Below are 14,853 nucleotides of genomic sequence, written 5' to 3'. Positions count from 1 at the left end.
GGGTCAGTGACTGTGAGAGCTTAACGAAAGGACTTGTGTATAAAAATCGCATATGCACAGGTCCTAGATTTATATAATAAAATGAGTTATTAATAGGAACATTAAAACCGTAGAATACGCTGAGCATTTTTAAAAGGATTCTGTTTTTTAATATAATACTCCTCTGCCAACCAATATCTATTTTGATATTTCCTTAAACGTTCTTCAAAATCCCCTATATATGTGTCACGTAGAAGTACACGCTCGTACCTTACTTCTGTAGGACAATCAAGGTATATTATATAATCATAATACGCCTTCCATTCCTCTCTCAAAAGAAAAATACCTTCAATAATTACTATGCTATTTAATGGGAGGTTAATTGTTCGGATTGTCGAGATATTTTTTTCTTTATCATAAAATGACAAGCACAATTCCTTTGCATTCTGATGTAACTTTTCGAATAAATTCTCTCTTAACAAAATAGTATTCCATTGTAATTGATAATATTCAAACCATTCATCATGACCTGTATTATATCTTAATCTAGTATCAACAATATGATCATCAATATGAATAGCTACTACATTATTTAATTCAAATTCAAGTTGATCTACAAGCGTAGTTTTTCCAGCACCACCTAATCCATCGATTGCGACAATAAATGGCCTATCTAATTTATGTTTTTTATATTCTTCTTTGATTTCTCCTATTAAATTATCGCTCATCTTCAATGAATACACCTCACGATTAATTGATTGAAAATTAATTCTATAACAGTAGAATAGCATAACGCTTTAACCTTAATATTGATTTAGCACCAGGTTCAGGAAAATAAAAAAGTAGCCCCAACAAATCCGTCAAGGCTACTTCCAAACAATCACTTAATCGGCTTTCCCTTTTCCTAGAAGCTTGTTTGAAATTACAAGTCCAATGGCACCGATGAAAATAAATAGTATCGAACGAATCAAAATATCCAGTTCGGATAAATCAAAGAAAATCATTTTAATGATTCCTAAAAAGAGCAGGACAATGCCGGTTAATTTCAGCTGCTGGTAACCACGTTTTGCTGCTAAAAAGAGTGATAAACAAGCAATAACAAAAACCGAAACGGTATTTAAAATAACAGCCGCGCTCCAATTTATTAGCTCATGAAAATTCATGAAGTGTGTTACATTAAAGAGCCACACAACTGAAATAATCATACCCACAAGCGTAAGTTGCTCTGTATAACGACTAACAAGGTGTTCGTATTGCTTAGATATTCTACCTTGCTTCCAAAAATCTGCAACAATGCCCCAAAGAATGGCTACATATAAAATGCGAATGATAAGGGAGACGGTAATGGCCCGTTCATCAACCCATTGTGTGGACATTAACACAAGTGCCGCAAATCCGTAAATACCCGTAGCTAGGAATGGCAGGAAACGTCCAATCTGATTACGTTTGAAAAGAAGTACTAATACAAGCCCAAGCGCAATCGCACTAAACAGTAAATCGGCCGTATAATGGGGTGGCAAATACGCCCAGTTGATTTTCCAAATGTATAGAAGGGCGACCACATATAATAGACATGGGTAAACATCTTCCAAACGAATTAGCCCTTGTTGATCTTCCTCTGCTGCTGTATGCTCATAGCGGCGAAGTACCCAGTATAATACGACAAGCATCGTATTTACGAGCACGATCGTTAAATGCTCTATAGAGAAAAATGGCTGAACTAAATAATAGACGAGAACGAAAAATGAAAGGATTGAAAACGTCATTCCTTGCAAATATTTCATGAACACAATGGCATGTTTTACGGCAATGATCAATCCAGCAAACGACACGATAATCATTAGCAGTAGTATGACCTCACGTGAAATATTCAGCTGTGCAATACTATTTAAAACTGTAATGATCGCTAATGTACCAAACATGTCGATTAATAATCTGTTCCCGTGTTTAAATACGATGTATAAAGAACTAGCTAAAATACCAAGTAGGAGCATAAGTACGATAAGCAGGACGCCTTCTTTTTGCATTAACATCACGTTTATTAATGATAAAATTAGGATGGTAAAGCTAAATAGCATGGCTGCATGTTTTTTACTTTTACTAGAATATAATCGTAAATAGCTCCCTATAAAGACGCTAAATAACACTACTACTGCAAATGCGAAAAAGACGTTTTGCTCATGATTAAATAGGAAAACGATGCCAAATGCCAAAATAGAAAAGGCCATCCCGATATAGAGCGCCTTGCGTTGTGTATGCTTCCAAATAACAATTTGCACAACAGCGAAGAGTAGCACGATGAAAACACCGATAATGAGTGCGCTAAATTTCATATATTCAAGTAAATACGGTAGTAATAAGGATGTAAAGATTACGAGCGCAGTTAATGCTTCATTTCCTTTTACATAACTAATGAGAACCCCATATGCAATGTAGACAAGTGCCATCATCAGTGCGACATATAGATGAAGGACATCGTATAAAATAGCCCCGGCTGCCGTCACTAAAATCCCGACAATGAATGCACCACCATAGAGCGATAAGGCCACAACGCGTGAACCTTTTTGCCTTTTTTCCATTATAAATGCCCAAATACCAAGACCAATGGATAACGCAAAACCACCGATAATTTTTATACTGTCCGATAAAAAGCCATAATCACTCACAAGCTTCAAGCCCCACAGAACACCGAGCACTAAAATGACCATAAAAATTCTTGGTAATGCCCTTGTAAAGATTTCTTCAAGTGACCGATCCTCTTTAATAGGAGCGTTTCGTTCTTCGACAATAGGTGCTTCTTTTTGAACGGGCTGTTTTGGTCGTTCAATTGTTGGTGCTACTACTTTTTGAATAGGTACAGTTTGTTCAAGCTTTACATGGGCTTTTAAACGCTGCACTTCTGTACGCAATACGTGAAGTTCTTGTTCAAGTGTAGCGATACGCTCTAATAACTCCGAGTCCTTATTCATTCAATCCACCTCTCTCAATGAAAATAATGACATGCGGTTAGCATAATTTTACACTTCGGTTTAATGTATGTAAAATGTTCCTTGGTAATTTTGCTTTAACTCTAAAATAAATGAGGCACAATTCTTTATTACCCAATATCAAATTACTAAGCTTGTCACAACTTAATGTGCATTCCGGCGCATATTCGTTATAATGACTATGTCTATCTGTTTTGAAGTACTACATAAGCATTGTGGAAACAAACCTTCAATAGATGAAATACCGATTGAAAGGGGCAAGATTTCTTGACGAATATAAAAGAAGAAACGCTCATTGCGAAAATTGACCATTTAGATGATAGAGGCAATGGACAAGCCGTTATTTGGCGTGAGAGTGATAAAGGGTATAATCCCAGAAAATTGAAGCTAACAATTCCGCAAACACTCATAGGGGAGTCTGTGCAGGTTGTTGTTGATAATCCGGAGAAGCGCAGAAGAAAAGTAGAGGCGGGCGAAATTTTAGTAGCAAGTCCAGAGCGAACGGCACCCGCTTGTCCGCATTTTGAGCTTTGCGGAGGCTGTGTATGGCAGCACTGGACGTATGAAGGGCAATTGAAGCATAAAACGGCGCAAGTAAAAAACGCACTGGAGCGAGAAGGATTAGATTCGGGGCTTGTGCTAGATACGATTGGTGCGGATAATCCGTGGCATTACCGTAATAAAATGGAGTTCACGTTTTCACCTGATGGGGAAATGGGGCAGCATGAGCAAGGAAACTTCCGTAAAATTATACCATTAGAAACTTGTTTAATTGCAGGGGAAAATATGGTGGATGGTATGTTGGAAGTTCGCGACTGGGTAAAAGAGTTTGGTCTCAAAGGCTATAATAAAGATGCACATGAAGGGCTTCTTCGTCATTTAATGGTGCGAGAGTCCTTTGCAACGGGCGAAATGATGCTGGCCTTGTTTGCGACAAAAAAACCTGATGGGGAATTAGCAGGGGCAGTTGAAAATCTTGTTGCGCGGATTACTAAAAAGTTTCCGAATGTGAAAAGCTTGCTGTGGCTTGTCAATACCGACTGGGCAGACCGCACACAATCTGAGGACACGCATTTATTAGCGGGACGTGATTTTATTTATGATGAAATGGCGGGCTATCGCTATCGTCTATGGTTCGACACATTTTTCCAAACAAATCCAAAACAAGCGGAAAAATTAGTCGAGCTTGCGTTAGAAGTGGGGAAACCACAAGAACACGAGAGAATGATTGATCTGTTTTGTGGTGTTGGCACATTCTCACTACCATTTGCAGCACGTGTGAAAGAATTGGCAGGAATCGAGATTGTCGAAACTTCAATTGAATCAGCAAAACGCAATGCGGTTGACAATGATTTGCATAATACAACATTCCTTGCGCGCGATGCACGAAAAGGGCTAACTGAAATGCAGGAGCAATTCGGATTTGCGGATCTTTTATTAATTGATCCACCACGTTCTGGCGCTGGCGGAAAGGTAATGCGTCGTATTGGCCGCTCACAACCGAAGCGAATCGTCTATGTTTCATGCAACCCAGATACATTCGCCAAGGATGTAACGGAATTGCTACCGTTTGGCTACAAGCTTCAAAATGTGCAACCTGTCGACTTATTCCCACATACGACACACGTTGAGTGTGTTGTCTTGATGTCAAGGGTAGAGAAATAAGGTCTATTCAAAGGCTGATAAATAAAGGATTTCCAAGGTTGGAGGATTTTCTGCCGGATGTCTGGTAGTGCCTTTCAATCTTGAAAATCCTTGTTTTTGTTTATTGAGGAAACAGGTCGAATGTAATAAAGTGCGTGGGGTTGAGTTGACAGATTAGATAATTTTGTGGGGTTGTGGAGATGGATTAGATGTATAAAAAAGTAGGATTGGAATGTGCGGATCTCCATTTTGACTTTTACTAATATGTTTCGAGATATCAAAATATATATTGAAAACTCGAATTAGATGTGATATAATTAATAATCGTATGACTTTACCATGTAAACGAGAGGTGCAAAATGGGAGTTAACTATAAAAAACTCTGGAAGAGATTGATAGATGAAGAGTTATGTGTATCAGATTTGCATCTTGCCACTGGCATTGCTCCTAGTACTTTTTCTAAGATGCGTAAAAATGAATATGTTTCTCTTGATGTACTAGTGCGTATTTGTAATGAGTTAAATTGCCAGTTGAGTGAGATTGTTGAGGTTGAACTCGACAATCGGTCATAAGTACTACTAATAAAATTTAAAGCAGAGGAAATGAGTTATGGCTGATTCTATATTATATAACGAAGACTGTATACGTTCTATGAAGCGTCTCGCTAATGGTTCTATAGACCTTATATTAACTGATCCACCATACAATTTAGGTAATTTCATGAAAGGCAGAGATACAAATCTAAAGAAGATGCGTGATAACTTTTTTGGGGCTGCTGGTTGGGATAATCTAAGTTTTGAGGATTGGGAAAAATCAATGGATAGCTTTTTCGAAGAATCCGTTCGAGTTCTTAAAAAGGGTGGAGCTATGATTGTATTCATGGCTATTATTAAGGTAGAGAGTATTATTAAAATTGCAGAGCGACATGGACTATATTATAAGACTACTGGTATTTGGCATAAATTAAATCCTATGCCACGTAACATGAATCTACATTTTGTTAATTCGACGGAAGCGTGGGTTTATTTTACTTACAAGAAGAAAACAGGCACATTTAATAATGATGGAAAGGTGCTACATGACTTTATTGAAACAGGCGTTGCAGCAAACGGTGAGCGCAAGTTTGGTAAACATCCAACACAAAAACCTGTACAATTGATGGAGTTCTTTGTTAAAGTGCTGACCAATGAAGGAGAGACGGTTCTTGATCCCTTTATGGGTAGCGGTAGTGCCGGTGTGGCTGCAAAATTAAATAATAGGAATTTCATAGGTGTAGAAATAAGTGAGGATTATTTTCAAATCGCTACACGCCGTATTCAAGAGGTGAAAGAATGAAGCCAACAGTGATTGATTTGTTTGCGGGCGTTGGTGGTCTTTCGCTTGGGTTTGAAATGGCCGGTTTTAATATTGTGCTCGCAAATGAATATGACGAATCTATAGCTAAAGCATATAAATTAAATCATCCAAATACAAAAATGATTGTTGAGGATATTACAAATTTACCCATTGAAAAAATATTTCATGAGTATCGTAGAAAGGTAGATGTTATTATTGGAGGCCCTCCCTGTCAGGGGTTTTCCCAGAAAGGACAAAGAAAAACCATCAACGATGAACGGAACTTTTTATTTAAGTACTTTGTAGCTGTTGTTGATTTTGTACGTCCACGATATTTTGTAATGGAAAATGTACCGAATCTTTTAACTGCGGAGAATGGTTACTTTAAGGAAGAAATTATAGATTTATTTGAGGGTTTAGGATATACATTGTCAACAGACACACTCAATGCCGCCGACTATGGTGTTCCTCAAAATAGAAGAAGAGCTGTGATTATTGGTAAACAAGGAGAATCTGCAATTGCAATGCCAAGACCACTTGATTATAAAGTTACAATATGGGATGCAATTAGTGATCTAGCATATTTAAATTCAGGTGAAGGTGTAGAATGTGATTCATATAGGTACCCTCCTCAAAGTGAATATCAACGTATGATGCGCGAAGGTAGCGATAATCTATATAATCATAAAGCGACAAAACATTCAGAGCTGGCAATTGAGAGATTAAAGATGATACCTCCAAATAGAGGGAAAGAGGTATTACCTAAAGAACATTTAACTAAATCAATCTATAGTGGAACCTGGACTAGGATGGTCAAAGATGAGATATCTGTAACTATTACAACTAGATTTGATACTCCTTCTTCTGGTAAGTTCACTCATCCATTTTTACATCGAGCAATAACCGTGCGAGAGGCTGCAAGGATTCAGTCGTTTCCTGATACGTTTCATTTTATAGGTACAAAAGGTTCACAGATGAAGCAAGTTGGAAATGCTGTTCCGCCATTGCTTGCCAAAGCTATTGCAACGGTTGTTATGAATGATATAACAGGAGGATAAAAAATGTTAAGACCAGACAATATGGTTAAATATCCAGAAGTGGATTTAAAACTAGGAATTAAATCTTCTTTACCAAGTGTAAAGGCAACCTTGGGATTATTAATGATGTTTTGGAGAGCATCAAACAATCCAGATGAACTTGCATACTCGAAAGAAGCAGGTAATTCAATAGAAGTTTCAGATGAGTTAAAAACTAGATTGATTGAAAAGTATCACCCTATTTATTCGTCTATTGGAATTTCCGATGAACAGTTTCTTGAACGTGTGAATAATAACCAGTTGTTCAAATCACAGCTAGAATCATTGATTGTGGCATTTGAATTAATTTGGCGTGTTGCAAAAATTAAGTTTGACAACAATATGCCAGCATCATCTGAGAGAACTGGCGGTAAAAGATATCCTAAAACTCTCCTGTTCACAAAAAATATGGATATTCTTGATACAGTGCTATCCTCAGACGATGAACAGTATTCAAAAGTTCTCTTATCATGGATAGGGTTAAATATCCCTATTGAATCTACATTTGAAGAAGCTTTGTTGCATTTGCTTGTTTATATATCTGAGGAAGCGGTGTACAAACTAACTGATGGGGATCAAGATATCATCTTTAATATGAACAGTGTATATATGAAATTGCTGGAGGAAGAAGAATCTGCAGTTGATATTAACGATAGAAAAGAAGCAAAGGGTTCACTCCGTATATTAAAATCTGCACTATCGGATAAATTAAATCCATTTTTAACATATGGCAATGCAAATGGAGTTGCTATTAAAGATGGGTTAGGAGATAAGTTGAGGGCATATCAAAAGCGTGTCGATGCGTCTTTAAGCTTATCAAATACTAGATATATTTTAACGCCTGAAGTTAGTGAAACAGAGAATATGTATCTTCGGGAAGGCTCAAGTGAATATACATACGAAACATCTAGGGTTGCTGGGGGGAGAAATATACTGCTTTATGGCGTTCCAGGTTCTGGTAAGAGTTGGACTATCGAACATGAGTATTGCAAGAAGGACAGTAATGTGGAACGATTGGTATTCCACCCTGATTACACCTACTCTGATTTTATTGGTCAGATTTTACCGGATGTATCGGAAGATGGACAAGTTAGCTACAAGTTTACCCCAGGTCCATTCACTACTATTTTGCATGATGCATATGTTAATCCTCAGAAAGAATACATTCTTATAATTGAAGAAATTAACCGTGGAAATGCACCAGCAATTTTTGGAGAAGTGTTCCAACTACTCGATAGAAAAGTAGAAATTAAAGATGATGATGACGAGTTTCCTATTGGTACAAGCGAATATGGAATTACTAATAAAAATATAGCGCTTGTGGTTTATGGGGATGCCAGACGCAAGGTTCGTATTCCATCAAACCTCTCTATTATAGGAACAATGAATACATCTGATCAAAATGTATTTACTTTGGATACTGCTTTTCAACGTAGATGGGAAATGCGTATGATCGAAAACAGTTTTGAGAGAGTGGATTCGAACTTTGCAAATGCAGAGATTCTAGATACAACGGTTACATGGAAAAATTTCTGTGTTTCTATCAATGATATTATTGTTGGAAACAACGCAAGGATGACTTCTGCAGAAGACAAAAGATTGGGTGCGTATTTTGTGCATTTGAGAGATTTAAAGTATAATGCCGCATCTGAAGATAGGACAGAGGGTGAATATGAAAGCCTTTGTGAAAAAGAAAAGGAAGGAATTCTTACTTCTGAAGAAGAAATGCGTCTTGTTGAAATCAGAGATGCAATGCAACAAAATCGTAGATTCCCAGAAAAGGTTATCAAGTACTTGTGGGATGATGCATTCAAATTCTCACGTGAGGTAATCTTTGAGACAAACGAATATCAAAGTTTAGAAGCAGTTATCCGTAAATTTATGCAATCTAAGAAATTTGAACGTTTTGAAATATTTAAACAAAATGTACGTGATGCATTTACAAATCAGAATAACACTAGGCAAAACTAGTAGGGCGGTGATTCTATATGGAGAGAGATTTAGATATTAGAAGGCGCTGCCATGTAAATACGAATGAAGATGGAGATCGTTTTGTAGGAGTGAAGGCGGATTCCGATGATGCTATCGTCTATTTTCCATTAGGATATCAGTTGCCTGAAACAGATGCAGAAATTAGGACTGATATAAAGCATCTTTTTCAAGTGCTTTCGGAATTCACAGAAAAAAAAGACCGTGTGCTTGCAATGAATAAATTCGAGGCACCACAGACTGTGGACTTTCCCATCCATGCCTACTTAGAAGTAATCAATTATTACTTAGGAAAAGGCGGGCAGTATTACGTTGAAACAGATCCAACCTATGTAACAAGTGCAAGAGGTAGTGCTCATTGGCCCAAAACATTCCGGAATCAGACTCCGCTTGTACAACAAAAAGATGGTGTAAACTCGCTTATTTATACACAATTTACAGTCCGTTCGGTTACACCTAATGAAACAAAACTTATAACCCAGATTAACAGGTATTGCGTTTATGAGAGCTTTGAAAAATTGGGTTGGTTATATGTTCCATATATGCCGCCACCACCAGGTCCACATCCTGATATAAAAACATCAATTATCATAATCAATGATAAATTGATGCACACCTTCAATGATAAAGATAAGAGATTATTTAAGGCTATGAAGGATATGCTAGAATATTTGGATGAAAAGACATCTGAAAAGCAATTTTACTTTGGTACAGATAACTTTGAAGGCGTTTGGGAGAGATTGATAGATAGAGTATTTGGAGAGAAGGATAAAGACAAATACTTTCCTCGAACTCGCTGGCTGCTTGACTATGGTAAATACAAAGAAAAGCGTCCGTTGCTTCCAGATAGTATTATGATATACAACGGTAAGTATTATGTATTAGATGCCAAGTACTATAAATATGGGCGAACTGGTAATCCAGACGACTTACCTAATGCATCCTCGATAAATAAGCAGATTACGTATGGTGAGTATTTACATCAAACTCGAAAAATAGCTAATGAGTCACTATTTAATGCTTTCATAATGCCATACAATATGGCAGATAACTACTTTAACTTAGGGGAACCTATTGGAACAATAGGAGAGGCAGTTGGAGATTGGAAATCTAATAAATTAAACTATGAAAGAATTCAAGGAATTGTGGTAGATACTAGATACTTAATGTACGTGTATACTGGAAATCCTATAAAATTCAAAGTGCAATTAGCAGATTGCATAGAGGCGGTTCTTTCTAAAGGTGAAGTGCCGCCACCTAAATTACAAGAGAATAACTGAAGAAAGGTCTCTGTTATGCAGTTTAACTGTATAGCAGAGGCCTTTTTTCATTCAAGTCGTTCTAGCTCGGAACGTTTCTTTTGTCGGTGTTTATGTTGCTGGAATCTGTTACGGCATTCATCTGAACAGTATCTTTTCCGTGTTGAAGTGGTTCTTACAAGAAAATACACACCACAGTTTGGATTAGCACAACGGCGATATAATTCAGATTGAGTCATATAAAAAATTGAAAAGTAAAGTGCCGCCATCAAAGTATCAATGTTCCAAGATGGAGACATTTTAACAGCATCGTATTGAGGGTGAATGCCATCAAGATTAGCATTTACTTCTTCCCCTAACACAATTTGTGCAACTTTAATTAAAGCATCTTTGAGAGGTTTATCAAAATTGTCTCTGTCTGGTGCTGTGAAATATTCTATGCCATTTTCATAGTCAATTGCTTTTATAATGCCAACATCATATTGATAGTGAAATAGAAAATCAATGATTTCCCGGAGCCGCAGATCTTCATAAATTCCATTACAGTATAAAAGTGTTAGGTTCTTAAAATAAGGATTATCAGACCCAATTTTGGATTTCATATAACCACCAACAATATCATTGTAGTCATTAATATCCAACTCATAAATTGGAGAGTAGATGGTATCACAAATCGAATATGTATATTTATCAAAACTTTCTTGACCTCGGTCTACTACTGGTAGATTAGAGGCGTTTTTTATTTTCTCTAAAAAAGGATGCTTACAGGTTGTATATGGGGTTTCCAGTGAAGGAAGGTCTAAAGCGATAGGCTCCGATAAAAGCAAATATAAAGTTAAGTGCAATATCCTGTCATAATCTCTACGGATCGCTGTAAGGGCACTCATAAGCTCTACGGTTGCTCTAATTCTACTAATTAATTCAAAGATTAATGCCCCGTCAATCTCCTCATATTCTGTACTGCTTACGTTAAAAAAGAAACCATTTCTTTTGAAAAAACTAAATAATTCAGCAGTGTCCCCACTTTTAATAGAGATTAAATTACCCAGTATATTCTTTTCAATTAATGCACCTTTGGTACCAAGACGAACTAATCCTACATCACCAGCTGCGAAAGCAAAGTGAATGGTATCTGTTGGTACAGCTTGTATCTTTAAAACTCGTTTCTCTGGCTGTCCAGGTGCAGTATGAATGATATCTTCAACGCAATCACAGGAGCAACTGCCAAATCGAAATAAATTATTTTCAAAAAAATTTTCAGTATTTTGAGCCATTAGCGCAACCCCCTTAACACTCAAAAGTAATGGTAATAGTAACCTATTATTTTAATTTTCCAAAATTAGTAATTATAAAAATAATTATAGGTTAATAATATCTCATTTTCATAATCTTAACAATAACTATTAGAAAAATATTCTAAAAAAGTAATAGTTAATATGCTGACTATCAGTTACTTTTTGGAAGTCATAAAATGAAATCAGACAAAGGATAGGTTCTTTGTAGTCCGATAGGACGAGCGGATCCTGTCTACAAAAAAATATCAAATGCCTGATTTGCAATAAGGGCAAAGGATACATATTGTTACGCTTCAGTCCGTTAAGGATTGTTATACGTTGCAATAGAAGTACCTTTCCTTGTTGCGCTCATTTTCAGGACAAAGGGTCTGTGTACTTCGAGGCACAGACCTATTTTTGTATCCTTTGCCGCCAATGCAGTCCGGCGGAAAGGATGCAAAATGAAAATTAGAATTCAGCACGAAAACAAATCTATCTATCTAGAGGTACCAGACGAGGACTTCACCTTAATGATTGATGCAGATTACGAGGACAGGCTGTCTTCTGTCGAGGACAAGGGAACTGTAACACGCCGTTCTCCACAAGAGATTATGGACGAGCGTTTCAACAAACCTGAGTACAATAACTGGCATAAATTTGATAGGCACAGAGGGATGCCAAAGAAACCATTCCGCAAGGATGATGAATCCGAAGATGCTACGGACCATATGGACTATTTCCCTGATAACACCGATGAAGTGATTCGAGAGAAACAAGTAGAGTATGAATACCTCTGTGAAATTATCCGCAAGACCCTCAAGGAAAAACAAGCAGAGTTATTGATTGCTATATTCCTAGATGGTGTTTCTGTAACAGAGTATGCAGAGCGTGAGGGTGTTAGTAAAAGTGCCATTTCACACCGTTTAGATACAGCTAAGAAGAATTTCAAAAAAGTTTTTCCAGAATCCTCAACTTTCCCCTCTTGCCAGGGCTAATAGGTAGAGGGCAACACATAAACGCTCTCGGAAAGAGGTGAAGAACATGAAACACAATTTGAAAATCAGTGTTTCAAAAACTCCACAATCTGGCGGGATTGTTTCCTGTCGTAATGTCACCATAAGGGAGCGTTTCCTTCGTTTCTTACTTGGTGATAAGCAGAAACTGACTATCCTTGTTCCGGGTGACACCGTTCAGGAACTCGCCATCAGTGAGATTAAGGAGGGAGGATTAAACCATGAGCAAAATCAAACTACTTCTTGATGTGGTTTCTGATATGCGTTCTTTGGCGGACAGTATACAAGCGGTTGCTGATGTAATGGCCGGCAATGAACCTGTGGAAACAAAAGAACCGACTACAACCGTAAAAGAATCTGCGCCAAAGAAAAAGGAAATCACTCTGGAGGAAGTCAGAGCAAAACTTGCTGAAAAAAGTCAGGTTGGCCTTACTGCCCAAGTGAGGGAAATCATCCAAAAATACGGTGGCTCTAAATTAAGCGAAGTTGACCCAAAACATTATGCAGATATGTTGAAAGATGCGGAGGTACTAGGTAATGAGTGATCACGCAGTACTTTCCGCATCAGGGTCCCATAGGTGGCTTAATTGCCTTCCATCTGCAAGATTGGAACTAGAATTTGAAAATAGCGAATCCAATGCGGCCGCTGAAGGTACAGCCGCCCATGCTCTCTGTGAACATAAACTTAAAAAAGGACTTCACATGAGGAGTAAGCGTCCTGTCTCGGCTTATAACACCGATGAGATGGAAGAACACAGCGATGCCTATGTGGAATTTGTAATGGAGCAGCTTGAACTGGCAAGGCAAAGCTGTACGGACCCGTTAATACTTATTGAACAACGTCTTGATTTTTCCTGCTATGTACCACAGGGGTTCGGAACTGGTGACTGCATCATCATTGGCGATAAAAAGCTTCATATTATCGATTTTAAGTATGGTTTGGGTGTGCTGGTAGATGCGGTAGATAATCCGCAAATGAAATTATATGCCCTTGGAGCTTTGGAAATCTATGATAGCCTGTATGACATCGAGGAGGTTTCCATGACCATCTTCCAACCCCGCAGGGAAAATGTCAGCACATGGACAATCCCGGTAAAGGAATTAAAAGACTGGGCAGAAAATGAACTGAAGCCAAAGGCGAAGAAGGCCTATGAAGGCGAAGGTGACTATCTTCCAGGTGAATGGTGTACTTTCTGTCGAGCGGCTGTCAAATGCCGTGCAAGAGCAGAAGAAAAGCTGAAATTAGCACAGATGGAGTTTAAACTGCCACCCCTGCTTACGGATTCTGAAATTGAGGAAGTTCTCTCTAAATTGTCCGACCTTACAAAGTGGGCAAATGAAATCATTGCTTATGCCACGGATGCTGCCGTTAATCACGGGAAAGAGTGGCACGGTTTTAAGGTAGTCGAGGGCAGGTCTATCCGTAAATATAAGGACGAAGAGGCTGTGGCTGAAGCAGCCAAGGCAAATGGCTATAAAGATATCTACCGTCAGAGTCTCATTACCCTTACGGAAATGCAGAAGCTGATGAGTAAATCGAAATTCGAAGAAATCCTCGGTGGTCTCATACATAAACCACCAGGTAAGCCAACGCTGGTTCCAATTTCGGATAAGCGGCCAGCTATGAATATATCAAACGTAAAAAACGAATTTAACGAAATAACGGAGGAATCGGAATATGAATAATCAAAACAGAACTAAGGTTGTTACAAGCGTCAACACACGTCTTAGCTACTTTCACGGCTGGGAACCCGTATCCATCAATGGCGGAGCGGAAAAATACAGTGTATCCGTATTGATTCCCAAAACAGATAAGGAAACTATCAATGCTATCAATGCAGCAGTAGATGCAGCCATTGAAGAGGGCATTGCAAAGTTTGGTGGTAAAAAGCCGAATAAGGCGGCTATTAAACTACCACTTCGTGATGGTGATGTAGAACGTGATGATGAGGCTTATAAAGGGCATTATTTTGTAAATACCAACAGCAAGACTCCACCCCAAATAGTAGATAAAGCAGTCAGACCTATCTTGGATCGCAACGAGGTTTACAGCGGTTGTTATGCAAGAGTATCCCTAAATTTCTATGCTTTTAACTCTAATGGCAATAAGGGTGTAGCGTGTGGTCTTGGCAACATCCAGAAGATAAGAGATGGAGAGCCTTTAGGCGGAAGAACCAATGCAGCTGATGACTTCACAACTATTGATGATGATGATTTTCTAGCATAAGGAATAAATACAGACGAGGTGGTGGAGGTTGTTCTTCTGCCACCTCGTTTGCATTGGAAAGGGCGGTAAT

The 14,853-nt window shown here is 38.1% G+C and carries 14 protein-coding genes; 11 read left to right on the top strand and 3 right to left on the bottom strand.

Going from position 1 to position 14,853, the window contains the following annotated elements:
* Positions 1-101 precede the first annotated feature (101 nt).
* Positions 102-707 carry an AAA family ATPase gene (locus MKX47_RS09560; RefSeq protein ID WP_340777772.1) on the bottom strand — a complete coding sequence of 202 codons (606 nt, stop codon included), beginning with the start codon at positions 705-707 and terminating at the stop codon, positions 102-104.
* 156 nt (positions 708-863) lie between these two features.
* A complete protein-coding gene (locus tag MKX47_RS09555) occupies positions 864-2,948 on the bottom strand; it encodes a DUF2339 domain-containing protein (protein WP_340773426.1) in 2,085 nt (694 codons plus the stop codon).
* Between the two features lie 285 nt (positions 2,949-3,233).
* On the opposite strand from MKX47_RS09555, the gene rlmD reads away from it, so the two are divergent.
* From rlmD to MKX47_RS09525, 6 genes are all read left to right on the top strand, one after another.
* Entirely contained in the window at positions 3,234-4,631 is a 1,398-nt protein-coding gene (rlmD, locus tag MKX47_RS09550; protein WP_340773424.1) for a 23S rRNA (uracil(1939)-C(5))-methyltransferase RlmD, read from the top strand.
* A 338-nt stretch (positions 4,632-4,969) separates the two neighbouring features.
* Positions 4,970-5,182, top strand: coding sequence for a helix-turn-helix domain-containing protein (locus tag MKX47_RS09545; RefSeq protein WP_046058007.1), 213 nt, complete (start codon positions 4,970-4,972; stop codon positions 5,180-5,182).
* A gap of 37 nt (positions 5,183-5,219) precedes the next feature.
* Entirely contained in the window at positions 5,220-5,945 is a 726-nt protein-coding gene (locus MKX47_RS09540; protein WP_340773420.1) for a DNA-methyltransferase, read from the top strand.
* Positions 5,942-7,003, top strand: coding sequence for a DNA cytosine methyltransferase (locus MKX47_RS09535; RefSeq protein ID WP_340773418.1), 1,062 nt, complete (start codon positions 5,942-5,944; stop codon positions 7,001-7,003). Before MKX47_RS09540 ends, MKX47_RS09535 begins: the two co-directional genes overlap by 4 nt.
* Positions 7,004-7,006: 3 nt before the next feature.
* Positions 7,007-8,992, top strand: a complete 1,986-nt coding sequence (locus MKX47_RS09530; RefSeq protein ID WP_340773417.1) for an McrB family protein — start codon at positions 7,007-7,009, stop codon at positions 8,990-8,992.
* Positions 8,993-9,009: 17 nt separating this feature from the next.
* Positions 9,010-10,290 (top strand): LlaJI family restriction endonuclease, encoded by a 1,281-nt coding sequence (locus MKX47_RS09525; RefSeq protein WP_340773414.1) that lies wholly within the window; start codon positions 9,010-9,012, stop codon positions 10,288-10,290.
* Between the two features lie 47 nt (positions 10,291-10,337).
* Here MKX47_RS09525 and MKX47_RS09520 read toward each other — a convergent pair whose 3' ends face one another.
* Positions 10,338-11,543 (bottom strand): CGNR zinc finger domain-containing protein, encoded by a 1,206-nt coding sequence (locus MKX47_RS09520; protein ID WP_340773412.1) that lies wholly within the window; start codon positions 11,541-11,543, stop codon positions 10,338-10,340.
* A gap of 461 nt (positions 11,544-12,004) precedes the next feature.
* Here MKX47_RS09520 and MKX47_RS09515 point away from each other — a divergent pair, with 461 nt between their 5' ends.
* Genes MKX47_RS09515 through MKX47_RS09495 form a run of 5 tightly spaced genes read left to right on the top strand, consistent with a single transcriptional unit; the run spans position 12,005 to position 14,783 of the window.
* The gene (locus MKX47_RS09515; protein WP_340773410.1) at positions 12,005-12,538 is read left to right on the top strand and encodes an ECF-type sigma factor; all 534 of its coding nucleotides are present in this window, start codon (positions 12,005-12,007) and stop codon (positions 12,536-12,538) included.
* Positions 12,539-12,584: 46 nt separating this feature from the next.
* Complete coding sequence (locus tag MKX47_RS09510) at positions 12,585-12,803, top strand: hypothetical protein (RefSeq protein WP_000682242.1); 219 nt, start codon at positions 12,585-12,587, stop codon at positions 12,801-12,803.
* Positions 12,778-13,101 (top strand): hypothetical protein, encoded by a 324-nt coding sequence (locus MKX47_RS09505; RefSeq protein WP_026561415.1) that lies wholly within the window; start codon positions 12,778-12,780, stop codon positions 13,099-13,101. Before MKX47_RS09510 ends, MKX47_RS09505 begins: the two co-directional genes overlap by 26 nt.
* Positions 13,094-14,242 (top strand): DUF2800 domain-containing protein, encoded by a 1,149-nt coding sequence (locus tag MKX47_RS09500; protein ID WP_340773406.1) that lies wholly within the window; start codon positions 13,094-13,096, stop codon positions 14,240-14,242. The genes MKX47_RS09505 and MKX47_RS09500 overlap by 8 nt, the downstream gene beginning before the upstream one ends.
* Complete coding sequence (locus MKX47_RS09495) at positions 14,235-14,783, top strand: DUF2815 family protein (protein ID WP_340773405.1); 549 nt, start codon at positions 14,235-14,237, stop codon at positions 14,781-14,783. Before MKX47_RS09500 ends, MKX47_RS09495 begins: the two co-directional genes overlap by 8 nt.
* The last annotated feature ends 70 nt before the right edge of the window (positions 14,784-14,853 follow it).

Origin of the sequence: Solibacillus sp. FSL R7-0668 (genome assembly GCF_038006205.1) — a bacterium.
Lineage (GTDB): Bacteria > Bacillota > Bacilli > Bacillales_A > Planococcaceae > Solibacillus.
The sequence above is the reverse complement of the archived record's forward strand: the minus strand, read 5'-3'. Positions and strand labels throughout refer to the sequence as shown.